The organism is Caloramator sp. Dgby_cultured_2, from assembly GCF_028872215.1.
Taxonomy (GTDB): domain Bacteria; phylum Bacillota; class Clostridia; order Clostridiales; family Caloramatoraceae; genus Caloramator; species Caloramator australicus.
Window position 1 is genome coordinate 1547532 of the sequence record NZ_CP118396.1, and the last position, 16342, is coordinate 1563873.

Genomic DNA, 16342 nt, shown 5'->3' on the forward strand with positions numbered 1-16342 from the left:
TGTAATGCCCTAATTATTTTTTGGAGGGATATAATGTATAGAGATACGACTGAACTTGCTGAAAATAAATTGCTTATATTATATATCCTAAATAAAATCGATACCCCAATCACAAACTCTTCCCTTACACAAATAGTTCTTGAAAACAATTTAATAAACTATTTTTCATTGCAGCAATACATATCAGAACTTATTGAAAGCGGATTTATAGAAATAAATAAAGAAATAAACAAGCAATTATTAAGAATTTCATTAAAGGGAAAAAGAACTTTAGAATTTTTTATAGACAGAATCCCTGAAAAAAGCTGAAAGTAATAGATGATTATTTAAAGGATCAAAATATAGAACCTGAAAACAAATACACTACCATTTCAAGATATGAAGCTATTGGGAATGAATACTTTGTGGATATCAAACTTCTTGAAAATGAGAAAATAATATTTGACCTTAGGCTAAGGACATCCTCATTAGAAAAGGCAACATCCATATGCGAAAATTGGGAAAGAAATTATGTTACTTTATATGAAAAAATAATAGATCTTTTAAAAGAATAATCCGGGGAAACCCGGATTTATTTTAATATATTCCTTAAATCACTTTTAATCCCATTTTCCTTAGCCATCTTGACATATTCATTGCAAATCTTCTTTGAAAACTCGAGGATGGGTTTGGGAACTTTATCCTGAAGCTTATTAGCAAGATAATATAATTTATACGCCATTTCAATTTTCTCCAGTTCACTCAAAACGTTAACCTCAAAAAATCGCTATATATAAATATATGATATTAAACCTATAATAATGATTTTAGTATGGTTCTTGCTTCGCCAATCATATAAAGGGATCCGCAAAATAAAATTACATCGAATTCTCTAGAACGTTCTATAGCCAAATTTACCGCATCAGCTATATTTTTTTAGCCTCAGCCCTTTTCCATTTAGCAATAATTATATTTTTTAATTCTTCCTCTGATAGAGCCCTTGGACTATTCGGCGTAACCGTTACAAAATCACTGCTTATCTCAAAGAGCTTCTCAAGCATATTTTCATAATCCTTATCCCTTAGCATTCCTGTTACTATTAATGTTTTTTGTTATTAAAATAATGTTTCATAGAATCTACCAATGCATTAATACCCTGAATATTATGTCCACCATCTAAAACTATATATGGATTTTTCTTTAAAATTTCAAATCTTCCCGGCCATTTTGCTTCCTTTAGGCCTTTATATAGAGCATCATTACTAACTTCAACCCCAAGCTCCCTTAAAACCTCAACAGCCATAATGCTTGTTAAGGCGTTGTTTATTTGATGTAATCCTAAAAGATTTATTTTTATATCCTTATAATTTTTGTAACCTTCAACGTCAAATATTATTCCATCTATAGTATTTTTTTAAGATTATATTTTAGTTCCTCAACATGATATATTTTTGCGTCCTTTTCCTTTGCAACCTTCTTTATAACCTCATAGGCTTCCTTTTCTTGAGGATAAAGAACTAACGGCACCCCTTCTTTTATTATTCCTGCCTTCTCGTATGCAATTTGTGACAATGTATTTCCAAGAACATTCATGTGATCGTAGCTTATTGTTGTTATAACTGTAAGAATAGGATTAACAACATTAGTTGCATCAAACCTTCCTCCAAGTCCAACCTCTAAAACAACATAATCGACATTTTTATCATAAAAATATTTAAAGGCCATTGCCGTAATTATTTCAAACTCAGTAGGCTTTCCAAAGCCTTCCTTTTCTACCCTTTCAATTAAAGGGATCAAGTAATCTAAATATTCAGCCACTTCCTCCTCCTTTATTTCCTCATCGTTTATCTTTATCCTTTCGGTAAACCTTTCTATATAAGGTGATGTGTATATCCCTACCCTATAACCTTGTTCCTTTAAAATAGAGGATATAAATGTGGTCGTCGATCCCTTTCCATTAGTTCCTGCAATATGAATAACTTTTAATTTATCCTCTGGATTATCCATGAGACTGCATATCCTTTTAATCCTATCAAGGCCTAAGTTCATCCCGAATTTTCCTATGCCTTCAATGTAGTTTAAAGCCTCTTTGTAGTTCATGTTTATCTCCCCAAAAATTTGCATATTTTGTCACACATTGTCGTTAACTGTCATAATTTATATTAGGATAAATTTTAAGAAGGAGGGAAAATAATGTCAGGAGGACCATTCTATCCACAACATCCACATCCATGGTGTTCAATCAAATCTATTCTTGAAGCCCTTAAGGGTGAAAAGGTTCTAATTGTTTTAAAGGGCTGCTGCGAAGAATGGGTAAAAGTTCTTGCTGTATGTGATAACGTTTTAATAGCTGAATTCCCAGACAAAAAGTGCTACTGCCCAATTAAATTTATCGACATCGATTGTATTTGTGAGGTAATTACAGATTGTCAAAAGGTTGTTAAAAACTTCTTAGATGATAAAGAAGATCATCATCATAAGGATTGCTGAAGCATAAGGCACCGTTAAGGTGCCTTATTTTAATTTTTAAAGCCTCTAATCTTTCTATAACTTTTCTTAACATATCCTCATACATTTCCTTCTTTGCCTTTTCCTCATCAACAACCTTTTGTGGCGCCTTGTTAATAAATCCTGGATTTGAAAGCTTATTGTTTACCCTTTCTACTTCCTTTTCTAATTTTTCCTTTTCCTTTGAAAGCCTTTCAATTTCCTTTTCCCTGTCTATAAGGTCTTCAAGAGGTAAGAATATTTCTCCCCTGGAATAACCTTTGAAACAGCATCCTTTGGAATTTCTTCCTTATCAGGGAAAATTACTTCTGAAGCATAGGCTAGCTTTTCAAAATATATTCTTCCTTCCTCAAAGGCACCTTTTATATCTATACTTGCAGGTAAAATCATAACCTTTGCCCTTCTTGAATTTGGAACATTCATTTCAGTTCTTATGTTTCTCACTGCCCTTATTGCATCTATAACATGGTTCATATTTACTTCTTCTTTTCGAATACTCTATCTTCTCTATATTCAGGCCATCTTGCAATAGTTATGGAAGGCATCTCATCTGTAAGATGTTTATATATTTCCTCAGTTATAAACGGCATGAAGGGATGTAAAAGTTTTAAGCTGTCTACTAACACTTCCTTTAATACCCTTTGGGCTGAGGCCTTATCTTTAACATCTTCACCATAGAGCCTTGGTTTTATAAGCTCAATATACCAGTCACAAACCTCAGACCATATAAAATCATATATCTTTTGAAGGGCAATTCCAAGTTCAAATTTATTAAGATTTTCTGTAACCTCTCCTACAACCTTATTTAATCTGCTAAGTATCCATTTGTCTGCTGTATTTAAGTAAGTTTCATCAAATGACTTTAATACTTCATCATCCAAGTTCATAAGGGCAAATCTTGCTGCATTCCAGATTTTATTTGCGAAGTTTCTTGCAGCCTCTACCCTTTCCATGTAAAATCTCATATCATTTCCAGGTGAATTTCCTGTAACTAAAGTAAACCTTAAGGCATCTGCACCGTATTGATCTATTATTTCAAGAGGATCAATTCCGTTTCCTAAGGACTTTGACATCTTTCTTCCTTGTGAATCCCTAACTATTCCATGAATTAAAACATATTTAAACGGAACTTCCCCCATATGTTCTATTCCTGAGAATATCATCCTTGCAACCCAGAAGAATATTATGTCATATCCAGTCACTAAAACGCTGGTTGGATAGAAATATTCAAGATCTTCTGTTTTTTCCGGCCATCCTAAAGTTGAGAAGGGCCAAAGGGCTGAACTAAACCATGTATCTAATACATCCTCATCCTGATGGATGTTAGTTGAACCGCAGTGGGCACACTTTGTTGCATCCTCAACCTGAACAGTAAGCCTTCCACAATCATCACAATACCATACAGGAATTCTATGTCCCCACCAGAGCTGTCTTGATATACACCAATCTTGAATATTTTCCATCCAATTAAAATAAACCTTTGCAAATCTTTCTGGAATAAATTGAACCTTTCCTTCTTTAACAGCCTTTATTGCAGGTTCTGCTAAAGGCTTCATTTTTACAAACCATTGCTTCGATAAAAGTGGCTCAACAACAGTTTTACATCTATCATGGGTTCCAACGTTGTGGTTATGTTCTTCTACTTTAAGAAGTAATCCCTTTTCCTCCAGATCCTTAAGAACTTGTTTTCTAGCCTCATATCTTTCAAGCCCTTCATATTTTCCTGCAAGGCTATTCATCCTTCCATCTTCATTCATAACAACTATTTGAGGAAGGTTATGTCTTTGCCCTACCTCAAAGTCGTTTGGATCATGGGCAGGAGTTATCTTTACGCATCCTGTTCCAAATTCCATGTCAACATATTCATCTGCAATTACAGGAATTTCCCTATTAACTAAAGGCAGTATCAAATTTTTTCCTATAAGATGTTTGTATCTTTCATCATTTGGATTAACTGCAACCGCAACGTCGCCAAGCATCGTTTCCGGCCTTGTTGTTGCAACAATAACATACTCATCAGAATCCTTAACAGGATATTTTATATGATAAAGCCTTCCTTCCTTTTCTTCGTATTCAATTTCAGCATCTGAAAGGGCAGTCATACATTTAGGACACCAGTTTATTATTCTATTTCCTTGATAAATAAGTCCCTTTTCATAAAGTCTTACGAAAACTTCCCTTACAGCTCTATTTAATCCTTCATCCATCGTAAATCTTTCTCTAGTCCAGTCGCAGGAGGCGCCCATTTTCATAAGCTGTTCTCTAATTCTTGCCCTATATTTATGTGTCCACTCCCAAACCTTTTCAAGGAATTTTTCCCTTCCAATTTGCTTTTTATAAAGTCCCTGCTTTTCAAGTTCTGCTTCAACCTTAACTTCTGTTGCAATGCTTGCATGATCTTCACCAGGAAGCCAAAGGGTTGTATACCCTTGCATTCTTTTCCATCTAATTAGGACATCCTGCAAAGTGTTGTCAAGGGCATGGCCCATGTGAAGCTGTCCTGTTATGTTTGGTGGCGGAATCATTATTGTAAAGGGCTCCTTTGACTTGTCAATCTTTGGGGTAAAATATCCCTTATGAAGCCATTCGTTATATAATCTTTCTTCAAAATCCTTAGGGTTATAGGTTTTTGCTAAATTCCTATCCTCCATAATATCCCTCCTATATTATCTCGAATATTTTTAAAATGCCTATAACAGCGATGGTTAAACCTACTGTTTTAATAAGCAAAATATTTTTATAATCATTTCTGACTCTGAAAATGCTAACTATAAAGTTTGCCCCATAAACTAAAATTGCCCCAATGATCATTAAAAAAATTGCCATTTTCATAGACACCCCCAATAAAAAATCCCTCACCCAAAAAGGGCGAGGGACCGCGGTACTCACCTTTATTCCAGAAAACCTGGCACTCATTTAGATAACGGCCTCCCGTTCCACCCTACTTTATTTCAGGTGGAAGGCTCCAAAGCTACCTTCAGCAGCAAGGGACTTAGAAGGCCTCTCAACCTTTGGACCTTCCTCTCTGTAAGTTTTGACTGCCTACTCCTCTTTTTCACAGCCTTTAAATTTTTATTTTTTATTTTATTTTATATTTAATATTCTCTTTTTGTCAATCTAAATTATAAATGGAACAAAAATAAGTTGCGTTAAGAATGTATCGATAACTAATGCCTTTGAAAATGGCATAAATGGAGATTCAAAAATATTGTTTTTATAATCATCGTAACCATGTTTCAATGTAAGTAGGCTTATTATTATATTAATCAAAATGCCTATTAGAATATTTGCCATATATGATGGTAATAAATTTCCAAATGTTATATAGGATATCCTATATACGGTATATATTTTAGCAATGAAAGTTATTAAATAAATAAGGATAAAGGTTAAAAGTTTTTTGAATCCTTTAAAGAATATTGGAAAAACATAAAAATGGAAACCAACAATAAACCAACAAATATCCACGAAATTCCGTATATAAAGATATAAAGAAGGCTATTTATAATTGTTATAACGGTTTTATAAAAAGCTTCTAACCTTTCTATTGGCCTTACTCTGTTGTGTATCCCTTTAAATTCATCTGTGCTAGATGTTAAATTTATCTTATATACTCCATCACCTAAATAATCTGCAAAGGCTACATAATTATCATAATAATAGGGCATCATGGATGGTTTTGACGTCTTTGAAATATAATTATATTCCTTAATCTCCTCTCCATCCATTAAAAATTCAACTATGTCATACTGCTCATCCTTTTTCCCAACCTTTCTTTCAGACCCTGCTACAAAAACAGCCCCTTCACCTGCCGATACAGTTTGTGGGTTATAAAGATATCTTATATATCCTACTTTCAATTTTGATATATTATAATTGCTTCCATCTAAATTAAATACTATAGCAATTATATTGCCAAATTGTCCTTTAACCTTGTTCTCAACAAGCAAATATCCATAATTTTTGTCAAAGGATAAAGCTACATCTCCAAAACTATCAAAAACGCCCTTACCAACAGTTCCTATATACTCGGCTTTTACTTCTCCATCATCAATCGTTGCATATTTGAATTCATTTTCACCTATAAGATATGAAATCATAATTTTTCCGTTTGCTTCCGCTCCAGCAAGATGAGTTGCTCTGTTTTCATTGATAGTATATTTTTTATTATTTTTTACATCTAAAATTTCAATTCTATCAATAGTTGATATAGCAATAGCATTATCGCCAATTTGAGCACTATCGTAAACATTAAAATATTGATTGGTATTTAAAACATTAAGATTGCCATCGAGCTTAGCCTGAATTAAACTTTTAACTCCTGAGTTAGAAATTATCCAGCTTAAGTAAATATTTTTTCCATCGGTAATAAGGCTTAAACTTCTTACCATTTCATCCATTGCATCTATGCTTTTTTCTTTGATCTTATTACCTAATTTATCTATAGTAACAAGATTTATATTTTGCCCATCATCAAAGGCAATTAAATAATTTTCTCCCATTTTTAAAACTTTAGGATAGCTCTTTGACTTTGCCTTAGAAATTTCTACTTCCTTAGACCATTTATCAGAGGGCGGTTTTATAATCTCGTCATAAATAGTTTTATAATGCATAAAAATAGCTAAAACAGCAATAATTAAATACCCCAGTAATAATTTTTTCTTCATCCCCATCACCCCAAAACATCTCTAATTCAATATTACCACATTTATCTATATATTCAACTATTTTCCCAAACTTTTAATTTTATATAAATCAGTATCGTCAAAGAAACTAAAAGAGCAATAGGAATCAAAAAGAATGTATAATAAACTCCAATGGTGTCATTCAAAAACCCACAAGAAAATTTAATATCATATTTACCGTCGATGTAAGGGCAATAACCAATCCTAATATATATGTTCTATTTTTTGAAAGGTATTGCTAACAAGGAGAACTATGGTTGGAAAACCTATTGAAAAAAGAAGCCGGAAGCTGAAATCAAAATTAAATATTTTTCCCCTAAAACAAGTCCCACGGTAAATAAAAGGATAGCTATTGAAAAATATAAAAATAATGCATTAAAATGGCCTATCTTTTCTACTACAAATCCCCTAAAAATCTTCCAATCGTAAATATAAAGAAGAATAAAGAAAGATAGTAGGAGGCAGTTAAACCATCAAGGGAATATCCGGTTATCATAAAATTAGCGAACCAATTGGCAACCGAAAGCTCAGAAAAAACATAAAGGCCTAATGCTGCAACAAATAAAAGAATCCTTTTGTCCTTTATTGCATCTAAAAATTTAACCCCTTTATCTGCTTTATCAACATCAACCTGTGGAAATTTAATAAAAAGAAAATAAGTAAAAGAATAAAAAACACTAGCGCACTACCAAGATAAGCTTCCCTCCAATTTAGCCCTCTTTTTAGTAGTATTCCAACAGTTCTTTGCCCTGCTGAAGTTCCAAGCCCATAGCAAAAGTGAGTTAGATTCATTAGAATTGCCTGATAGCCTATAAACAAAACCGGTATAAGTGAATTGGTAGATATAGAAAATAGGGATACCCCAACATTAAATATAAACATGGCCAAAAGTAATATATAAAAACTCCCCGATTTCCATATCATCAAAAATGAAAGTATTATTAGAATCAAACTCGATAAATAAATCCTTTTATGACCGTGCCTTTGTATTAATATTCCTCCTATGTATTGATAAATTATATATGCTAATGATGAAACCGTTAGCATTACTCCAATCATGCTATTGTTTATCCTAAATTCTTCCTTAAATATCGGAATAAAAAGCCCCCTCATATTTTCAGAAAAACCAATAAAAGTCATGAATATAAATATATAAATAGTTGTAACGATATATTTTTTCATTTATCCACTTAGTCCTCCCTTTTAAATAAACATTAGCAACTATTAAAGCGATGATTACAAATCCAATTATAGGATAAGCTACATATTTGTAACTTCCTAAAAATCCTTCAGCATTCCTGACAATAAGTTTCCTATTATAGCACCAAAACCATAAGCCGTAAAAACAATACCATAATTTTGGCTATAGAACCTGCTTCCAAAAATTTTGATGTTAATGCTGGTGCTATAGCAAGCCATCCTCCAAAGTTCATCCAAAACAAAGCAAATGATACAATAAATAGCACAACAGAACCTTCTTTAAATGTTATAAATAAAATAGCCGACAAAATTATCAAAACATAAGATAATGAAATAACCCTAATGGGACTTAACAAATCAGTTAGCCATCCAAAGGAGGGCCTTCCAATCCCATTAAATGCAGAAAAAACTGAAATAAAGATGGCGATTTTTTTACTATCAATTTTTATAATGTCTTCTCCAACCGGCCCTGTTATTCCAATAATCATAAGACCTACTAGTGTTGCCACCATAAAACAAAACCACAGCGCATAAAATTTTGAAGTTTTTAACATCTCCATTGGAGTTATTGATATACCGTCTTCAGTTTTTTCAACTTTTAATTCATCTGGAAATTTAAAGGGCAATGCCAATAATATAACAATAATTAAAAAGGCAACACCTAATATTTTAAACGTTGTAAATACTCCATTCATGTCTATAAGTCTTTTAGCGATGGGAGCAGTTATAAATGGTGAAAGCCCAAAACCTGAAAGCAACACTCCTAATGCAAGCCCCTTTTTGTCATAAAACCATCGCGAAACAACACTAATTGGGACACCATAAGCTATTCCGACACCACTTCCTGCAATAATACCATAAGTAAAAACCAAAAACCAAATATTCTTTGCCCACGAGGAAAGTATCCAACCTAAGCCAACTAAAACTCCTCCGAAAATAAGAACATTCCTAGGATGATATCTATCGATTAATTTGCCACCAAAGGGCATTAAAAGAGCATAAAAGGCAAGAAACACCATGAAAGGTAATCCGCTTTGTGTTGATGATAGTTTTAAAGCCTCCTCTAAGGGTTTTCTAAATATACTCCATGAATATACAGTCCCTAGACATAAAAAAATTAATATACCTAAAATTACATACACCCATCTGAATACCTTCATATCAACCCTCCTATTTTTAACCATTATATTTTGCTTTTATTATTTTACCATAATAAACAAGATAGGAAAATAAAGACCTTTTTGTTAAATATCTAACTAGACAAACATATTTATTATTTCTATAGATGTTGGTCTATTTATTCAAAACATCAATATTCATTGATTTATGGATGTTTACCATTTATAATTAAAACAAAATCGAGTAAAATAGTATGATTTAAACACGATGATTAGGGAAAGTAGGTTATACAAGTCATACAGAGAGGGATTCCTTGGCTGAGAGAATCCTATGATGTAGTATAACTGAAGTGCCCCTATGAGTGTTAGGTCGAAGTTTATAGTAGGCCGTGACGGGTTCTCCCGTTATAGAGATATGGTGTGTTAGCACCTGAAAACGAGATAGGGGCTTTTTGTCCCTAAGCAGAGTGGAACCGCGGAAGATAACCTTCTGCCTCTGATTAAGAGGCAGAAGGTTTTTTATTGTTAAAAACTGCGCGCAGTTAAAAATAAAAAACTTTAAGGAGGTATTAATAAATATGTCAACTGTATTTGCTTTGATATTAACAACAATTTCCTTTAGCATAATCAAATTTATAAAAAACAAAAAAGTATCCTTTTCTCTTATATCATTAATAGCATTGACATTAGGATTAATTTCGGGAATAGTTCTAAAAAATGAAGAAAACGTATTTAGTTTAATAGGACAAACATATATAAGCTTAATTAAAATGCTGGTTTTACCACTTATCATTACATCAATTATTACAAGCATTAATAAATTTTCAAATACAGATGATTTAAAAAGAATAGCTATTAAAGCTATCTCAATTTTAATGTTAACCACAGCAATTGCAACCTTCATAGGCCTTTTAGTTGGAAATATCCTAAATGTTGGAGCAGGGTATAATTTTATCAATGTTCCAGAATTTAAGGCAAGGGAAATACCTAAATTTACGCAAGTTTTCCTAGATATGATTCCTAAAAATCCAGTAAATGAGATGGCAAATGGAAAGATTATTCCTGTAATAATTTTTTCAATTTTAATTGCAATTTCTCTAGCAATTGAAGGCGAAAAAATATGGATTCAATAAAAATTGTCCGTGAATTCTTTATACAACTTAATCGTGTGATTTCAAGATTAACTAAAATAGTTATCTCACTAACACCTTATGGAGTTTATGGATTAATTGCTTCTATTTCTACCCAATACGGCATTGCTACTCTTCTTCCTCTGATAAGATTTATTATAGCAGTATATGTAGCCTGCCTACTGCAAATAGCAATTGTCCATACAGGAATTGTAGCCTTTGTTGCTAAAGTAAATCCATTAAAGTTCTTTAAAAAGATATATCCTGCCCAAGTTGTTGCCTTCTCAACACAAAGCAGCTTTGGAACTTTACCAGTAACAATAAAGTCTTTAACAGAAGGTGTAGGAATCTCCGAAAAGATCGCTAATTTTGTAGCGCCAATAGGAGCTACTGCGGGGATGAACGCTTGTGGAGGAATTTATCCTGCTTTAGTTGCGATATTCGTTGCGAATATGTTTAATAAAGACTTATCTATCAATCATTATTTAATCTTAATTGCAACTACAACATTATCATCGATAGGAATTGCGGGCGTTCCTGGGACGGCATCTTTAGCAGCAACAGTAGTATTAGCCTCATTAGGTTTACCTATTGAAGGCCTTGCAATGCTCCTTGGAGTTGACGTCATAGTAGATATGGCAAGAACTATGACAAACGTTACGGGTGCATCGGTTTCTGCCTTAGTTGTAGCTTCAAGCGAAAAGGAAATCGATTTAAATATATTAAATAGTTAAGTTTTAAAACCACCAAGACTTTTCCTTGGTGGTTTTTTATTGTGTCAAAGTAACTACTCTATTCATATTATAAAATATCAAAAATAAATTACGGAGGTTTATATGAAAAAGCTTTTCAGCCTTCTTTCAATTTTATTAAGTTTTACTCTCATCTTTGCCTCCTGTGGGCAAAAAAGCCGCAGGAACTTACAAAGGTTAGGTTAAACGAGGTTGTAAGATCCATCTTCTATGCACCAATGTATGTTGCTATAAACAAAGGATTTTGAAGAGGAAGGCTTGGAGATTGAACTTTCAACCGGTCAAGGTGCAGACAAAACAATGCAACAGGTTTTATCAGGAAATGCCGACATAGGCTTTTGCGGTCCTGAACAAGTTATATATCTTTACAATCAAGGAAGGGAAGACTATGCCATTCTTTTTGCACAACTTACTAAAAGGGACGGTTCCTTCTTAGTAGGAAGGCAAAAGGAAGAGGATTTTAAATGGGAAAACCTAAAGGGTAAAACAATTATCGGCGGAAGACCTGGTGGAGTTCCTGAGATGACTTTAGAATATGTAATCAGAAACCATGGTCTTACTCCCCATAAAGAAGTAAACATCATAACAAATATCGCCTTTACCGCAACTGCACAGGCCTTTAAATCAGGGACAGGGGATTATGTTGCCCTTTTTGAACCAACAGCAAGTATGCTTCAAAAGGAAGGCGGCGGTTATATAGTAGCATCAATAGGTAAAGCATCCGGTGAAATCCCATACACCTGTTTCTTTGCAACTAAATCTTATGTAGAAAAAATCCAGAAATAATTCAAAAGTTCACCAATGCAATATATAAAGGACAACTTTGGATTCAAAAGCATACTTCTAAGGAAATTGCAGAAGCTGTTATAAGCTTTTTCCCAGGCTCAGATTTAGACCTTCTTACTACAGTTGTTGAAAGATATAAGGCTCAAGACACATGGTCAAAGGACCCAATATTAAAAGAGGAAGCTCTATCAAGATTAATGGATATAATTCAAAGCTATAATAGAGAGCTTATTCCAATGCGTCCATCCTATGAAAAAATAGTTACCACTGAATTTGCTGAAAAGGCACTTGAAAACATTAAATAGTAATATCAGGAGGGGATAATAGTGATAAAGCTAAGGGCTAAAGACATTAGCGTCATTTATCATACCATAGATGGTGAAACAGAGGCCATTAAAAACTTAAATCTTGATGTTAAAGAAGGCGAATTCTTATGTCTTGTAGGACCATCGGGATGCGGAAAATCAACATTTCTAAATGTAATAGCAGGCCTTGTTAAACCTTCTAGTGGGAAAATATTTATTGACAATGAAGAAATAACAAAACCTTCAAATAAGATTGGCTATATGTTTCAAAGGGACTATCTATTTGAATGGAGAACCATATATAAAAATATTGTCCTTGGACTTGAGATCCAAAAAGGCTCAATGGAGATAACTTAAAAATGGTAGAATATATGCTTCAAAAATATGGCCTTTCAAGCTTTAAAAACTATTATCCCCGTCAATTATCTGGAGGAATGAGACAAAGGGCTGCCCTCATAAGAACTTTAGCCCTAAATCCTGATATATTGCTCTTAGATGAACCCTTTGCCGCCCTTGACTATCAAACAAGACTTGCAGTATCCGACGATATTTATAGAATTATTAAAAATGAAGGTAAAACAGTAATAATGGTTACCCATGATATTTCTGAAGCAGTCAGCCTTAGCGACAGAGTTGTAGTTTTATCTAAAAGGCCTGCAAGGATTAAGGATATATTGGAAATTAAATTTTCAATAAAAGATAGATCTCCTATTAAGGTTAGGGAAGCTCCTGAATTTAAGGACTACTTCAACCTTATATGGAAGGAGCTGGATATTCATGTTGAATGAAAATAAAATAGAATATTCGAAGGAACATGAAATATTCCTAAAGAATGTAAAAAAAGAAAGGCATTAATAATATTTACTCAGATTCTAATTTTAGTTTTATTCTTTGCACAATGGGAAATAACAGCAAGATTAAAGATAATCGATCCATTTTTAGTAAGCCAGCCAACAAGGATGATAAAATTCTTAATAAAACTTTATCAAAATGGTGAACTTTTTAGACATATATTCGTAACCTGCTATGAAACCATCGTTGGATTTGTTCTTGGCACCCTTATAGGAACAATTTTTGCTGTTATTCTCTGGTGGTGGGATTTTTAAGCAAAGTATTAGAGCCCTACCTTGTTGTTTTAAACGCCCTGCCTAAAATAGCCCTTGGTCCAATAATTATATTTTGGGTAGGAAATGGAAGACCAGCAATAATCATTATCGCCCTCATGATCTCTTTAATCGTTACTATAATTTCTGTCCATGCAGGATTTAAAGAGGTTGATGAGGATAAAATCAAACTTTTAAAAACCTTTGGCGCAACCAAATTTCAAATTTTAAGATATGTTGTATTACCCTCCAGCGTTCCAACTATAATATCCGCCCTCAAGATAAATGTTGGTCTCTCCTGGGTTGGAGTAATAGTTGGTGAATTTTTAGTAGCCAAGGAAGGACTAGGATTTTTAATAGTTTTTGGTGGTCAGGTTGCTCAACTTGATATGGTTATGCTCAGCATAATAATCCTATCCATCGCAGCATATATAATGTATATTATTGTAGCATCACTTGAAAACAAATTTTTAGGATGGAAGAATTAAATGAACAGATTATCTTTACGATAATCTGTTCATTTTTTATGATAAATAAATTGACATTATATGTTTAATTAGTATATAATATTAATGTAAATAGTATATCATTTTAGGAGGTAATGATGTTAGATATAGATTTAGCCTTAGGACTTATTAGAGTTACTGAAGCTGCGGCATTAAAGTCTGCTATTTACCTTGGAAGAGGTGACAAAAACGCAGCAGGCGGTGCTGCTGTCGATGGTATGAGAAGGATGTTTGACCTTTGCCTGTTAGGGGAACTGTTGTTATAGGTGAAGGTGAAATGGATGAAGCTCCTATGCTCTACATAGGCGAAAAATTAGGCTGTGGCGATGACACAAGTATTGAGCTTGACATCGCTGTAGATCCTTTGGACGGAACAAATCTTATAGCAAAAGGCTTACCTGGTGCACTATCTGTAGTTGCTGTTGCTGAAAAGGGAAACCTACTCCACGCACCAGATATGTATATGGAAAAAATTGCAGTAGGACCTAGAGCAAAGGGAGTTGTTAGTTTAGATGCTCCCTTAAGTGAAAATATTAAAAACGTGGCTAAAGCTCTCAATAAAGATATAGATGAAGTTACAGTTATAATGCTTGATAGAGAAAGGCATAATCATCTTATGGATGAAGTTAGAAAAGTCGGTGCCAGAATGAAACTTATAACCGATGGAGATATTGCAGCAGCCATCGCAACCGGCTTTGAAGATACTGGTGTAGACATTATGGTAGGAATTGGCGGTGCACCTGAGGGTGTTATAGCTGCAGCTGCGTTAAAATGCCTTGGTGGTGATTTTCAAGCAAGGCTTTATCCAACCAATGATGCTGAAAAAGAAAGATGTATAAAAATGGGAATTGAGGATGTTAGCAAAATATTATATATAGATGATATAGTTAAAGGCGATGAGGTCTATTTTGCAGCAACTGGAGTTACCAATGGTGACCTTTAAAGGGAGTTGTATTCTATCAAAATGATACAGCAAAGACCCAATCTGTTGTTATGAGGGCAAAAACAGGAACTGTAAGATTTATCAACACAATCCACAAAATTTTCTAAGATAATCCTCCTTACCAGCACCAGTTAAAATAAAAATACACTCAAGTTTACCCCCGTTAACTTGAGTGTATTTTTATTTTGCTACTTCATTAGCTCATCTATCATGGCTTTATATTCCTTTACCATATTGTTTGCCTTTTCCTCATCAAGCTTTCCATTTAAAGTAATAGTTTTAAAAAATCTCTTAGGTATCTTTATTTGGTCAAGCGAATAACCAAGTTTCTCTTTAATTCTATATTTTGTTCTTAAAATTTCCTTTGCAATTTCCGTAAGTTCTGAATTTGTTAATGTTATCCCTACTGCATCTAATGCCTTGATTATCGTATCCCTGTTATAAACCTTTCTTGCAAATAAACATATAACGAGGCTGGTTAATATGTTTCTTTCTAATTCCTCTTCAAATATCTTTTTAACTATATCATCTTCCTTAGTTCTTGCCTGGTCTATTGAATAACCTGCATTATCAAGGTGTGAATGTCTTGATCCTACAGAAAAACCAACTACGCTGCCATATCCCGTATGATAGCCCGGCATCTCATTTCCTCCAAGATGGCATGCAAAATCCTGTCCGCCATACTTTTTAGAAGCAAAATCAACTCCCTTTCCAAGGGCTCTGTAAAACTCATTTTTACCAGTTGCAATATAATGAACCGCAGCCATATAGTTTTGTAGCACTCCAAATTCAAAGGGCATTAATGTATCATCAATTGTTATTATTCCCCTCTTGTAAGCTTCAGTTGCCCATCCTAAAGCTACTCCTGTTGAAATTGCATCCAATCCTTCCCTTTCAACAACATCGATAAGCTGTAAAACCTCTTCAGGATTTTTGAGGCCAACAAAGCTGCCAAGGGCAAAAACCAATTCATGGTCATAGGATACATTAACAGTTTCATATTCATAACCATCATCAAACTCTCTTCTAAATTGTCCTATATGTATGCATCCTATTTGGCATCCTGAGCATGCAACCTTTCTTACTAATACTTCCTTTGCAAATCTTTCACCTGAAATATTTTCAGCATGTTCGTATCTTGTGGTTTGTAAGTTTAATGATGGAAGTGAATTCATTTCATTTAATGGAAGGACATTTATACTTGTTCCTACAGCATGATATTTTTCCATAACATCAGTTTTTGTTACGGTATCATAAATGCTGTCATATACTTCTCTATATTTTTTCATATTTTCCTTTGGTATTTTAACAGGTTCATCCCCAATTA

General features: G+C 33.5%; 15 protein-coding genes, 5 pseudogenes and 2 other annotated features. Of the genes and pseudogenes, 9 read left to right on the top strand and 11 right to left on the bottom strand.

Features of this window, described 5'->3' with window-relative positions; genetic code table 11:
• The first annotated feature begins 33 nt into the window (after window positions 1–33).
• Both PWK10_RS10590 and PWK10_RS10595 read left to right on the top strand, forming a co-directional pair.
• A complete protein-coding gene (locus PWK10_RS10590) occupies window positions 34–309 on the top strand; it encodes a DUF4364 family protein (protein ID WP_274766002.1) in 276 nt (91 codons plus the stop codon).
• 5 nt (window positions 310–314) lie between these two features.
• Entirely contained in the window at window positions 315–554 is a 240-nt protein-coding gene (locus PWK10_RS10595; protein WP_274768234.1) for a DUF4364 family protein, read from the top strand.
• Between the two features lie 17 nt (window positions 555–571).
• Here the strand turns inward: PWK10_RS10595 and PWK10_RS10600 are convergent, their stop codons facing one another.
• From PWK10_RS10600 to PWK10_RS10615, 4 genes are all read right to left on the bottom strand, one after another.
• Window positions 572–745, bottom strand: coding sequence for a hypothetical protein (locus PWK10_RS10600; RefSeq protein WP_156792021.1), 174 nt, complete (start codon window positions 743–745; stop codon window positions 572–574).
• Window positions 746–905: 160 nt separating this feature from the next.
• Complete coding sequence (locus tag PWK10_RS10605) at window positions 906–1067, bottom strand: hypothetical protein (RefSeq protein WP_274766003.1); 162 nt, start codon at window positions 1065–1067, stop codon at window positions 906–908.
• A gap of 11 nt (window positions 1068–1078) precedes the next feature.
• Window positions 1079–1282, bottom strand: coding sequence for a glutamate ligase domain-containing protein (locus PWK10_RS10610; protein WP_274766004.1), 204 nt, complete (start codon window positions 1280–1282; stop codon window positions 1079–1081).
• Between the two features lie 98 nt (window positions 1283–1380).
• Entirely contained in the window at window positions 1381–2079 is a 699-nt protein-coding gene (locus PWK10_RS10615; RefSeq protein WP_274766005.1) for a bifunctional folylpolyglutamate synthase/dihydrofolate synthase, read from the bottom strand.
• A 93-nt stretch (window positions 2080–2172) separates the two neighbouring features.
• Here PWK10_RS10615 and PWK10_RS10620 point away from each other — a divergent pair, with 93 nt between their 5' ends.
• Window positions 2173–2469: a hypothetical protein gene (locus PWK10_RS10620; protein ID WP_274766006.1), complete on the top strand. Its 297-nt coding sequence runs from the start codon at window positions 2173–2175 to the stop codon at window positions 2467–2469.
• Between the two features lie 34 nt (window positions 2470–2503).
• On the opposite strand, the pseudogene PWK10_RS10625 reads toward PWK10_RS10620, so the two are convergent.
• From PWK10_RS10625 to PWK10_RS10650, 6 genes and pseudogenes are all read right to left on the bottom strand, one after another.
• Window positions 2504–5138, bottom strand: a pseudogene (locus tag PWK10_RS10625) (valine--tRNA ligase); the annotation flags it as partial.
• Window positions 5139–5148: 10 nt separating this feature from the next.
• A complete protein-coding gene (locus PWK10_RS10630) occupies window positions 5149–5319 on the bottom strand; it encodes a hypothetical protein (protein WP_274766007.1) in 171 nt (56 codons plus the stop codon).
• Window positions 5320–5348: 29 nt separating this feature from the next.
• Window positions 5349–5555: a binding site (T-box leader), on the bottom strand.
• Between the two features lie 49 nt (window positions 5556–5604).
• Window positions 5605–5757 (bottom strand): hypothetical protein, encoded by a 153-nt coding sequence (locus PWK10_RS10635; RefSeq protein WP_274766008.1) that lies wholly within the window; start codon window positions 5755–5757, stop codon window positions 5605–5607.
• A gap of 119 nt (window positions 5758–5876) precedes the next feature.
• Window positions 5877–7154: a hypothetical protein gene (locus PWK10_RS10640; RefSeq protein WP_274766009.1), complete on the bottom strand. Its 1278-nt coding sequence runs from the start codon at window positions 7152–7154 to the stop codon at window positions 5877–5879.
• 609 nt (window positions 7155–7763) lie between these two features.
• On the bottom strand, window positions 7764–8354 hold the full coding sequence (locus tag PWK10_RS10645) for an MFS transporter (RefSeq protein WP_274766010.1): 591 nt from the start codon (window positions 8352–8354) through the stop codon (window positions 7764–7766).
• A 134-nt stretch (window positions 8355–8488) separates the two neighbouring features.
• Window positions 8489–9532: an OFA family MFS transporter gene (locus PWK10_RS10650; protein ID WP_274766011.1), complete on the bottom strand. Its 1044-nt coding sequence runs from the start codon at window positions 9530–9532 to the stop codon at window positions 8489–8491.
• A gap of 217 nt (window positions 9533–9749) precedes the next feature.
• Window positions 9750–9991: a binding site (T-box leader), on the top strand.
• A 77-nt stretch (window positions 9992–10068) separates the two neighbouring features.
• On the opposite strand from PWK10_RS10650, the gene PWK10_RS10655 reads away from it, so the two are divergent.
• The 6 genes and pseudogenes from PWK10_RS10655 to glpX all read left to right on the top strand — a co-directional run bounded on the left by PWK10_RS10655 (window position 10069) and on the right by glpX (window position 15122).
• Window positions 10069–10623 carry a dicarboxylate/amino acid:cation symporter gene (locus PWK10_RS10655; protein ID WP_274766012.1) on the top strand — a complete coding sequence of 185 codons (555 nt, stop codon included), beginning with the start codon at window positions 10069–10071 and terminating at the stop codon, window positions 10621–10623.
• Complete coding sequence (locus PWK10_RS10660) at window positions 10611–11354, top strand: dicarboxylate/amino acid:cation symporter (protein ID WP_274766013.1); 744 nt, start codon at window positions 10611–10613, stop codon at window positions 11352–11354. The genes PWK10_RS10655 and PWK10_RS10660 overlap by 13 nt, the downstream gene beginning before the upstream one ends.
• Window positions 11355–11456: 102 nt before the next feature.
• Window positions 11457–12463, top strand: a pseudogene (locus PWK10_RS10665) (ABC transporter substrate-binding protein).
• Window positions 12464–12481: 18 nt separating this feature from the next.
• A pseudogene (locus PWK10_RS10670) lies at window positions 12482–13251 on the top strand (ABC transporter ATP-binding protein).
• A pseudogene (locus tag PWK10_RS10675) lies at window positions 13241–14054 on the top strand (ABC transporter permease). The pseudogenes PWK10_RS10670 and PWK10_RS10675 overlap by 11 nt, the downstream one beginning before the upstream one ends.
• 116 nt (window positions 14055–14170) lie before the next feature.
• Window positions 14171–15122, top strand: a pseudogene (gene glpX / locus PWK10_RS10680) (class II fructose-bisphosphatase).
• An 81-nt stretch (window positions 15123–15203) separates the two neighbouring features.
• Here glpX and PWK10_RS10685 read toward each other — a convergent pair.
• Complete coding sequence (locus PWK10_RS10685) at window positions 15204–16304, bottom strand: aldehyde ferredoxin oxidoreductase C-terminal domain-containing protein (RefSeq protein WP_446715371.1); 1101 nt, start codon at window positions 16302–16304, stop codon at window positions 15204–15206.
• Window positions 16305–16342 lie beyond the last annotated feature (38 nt).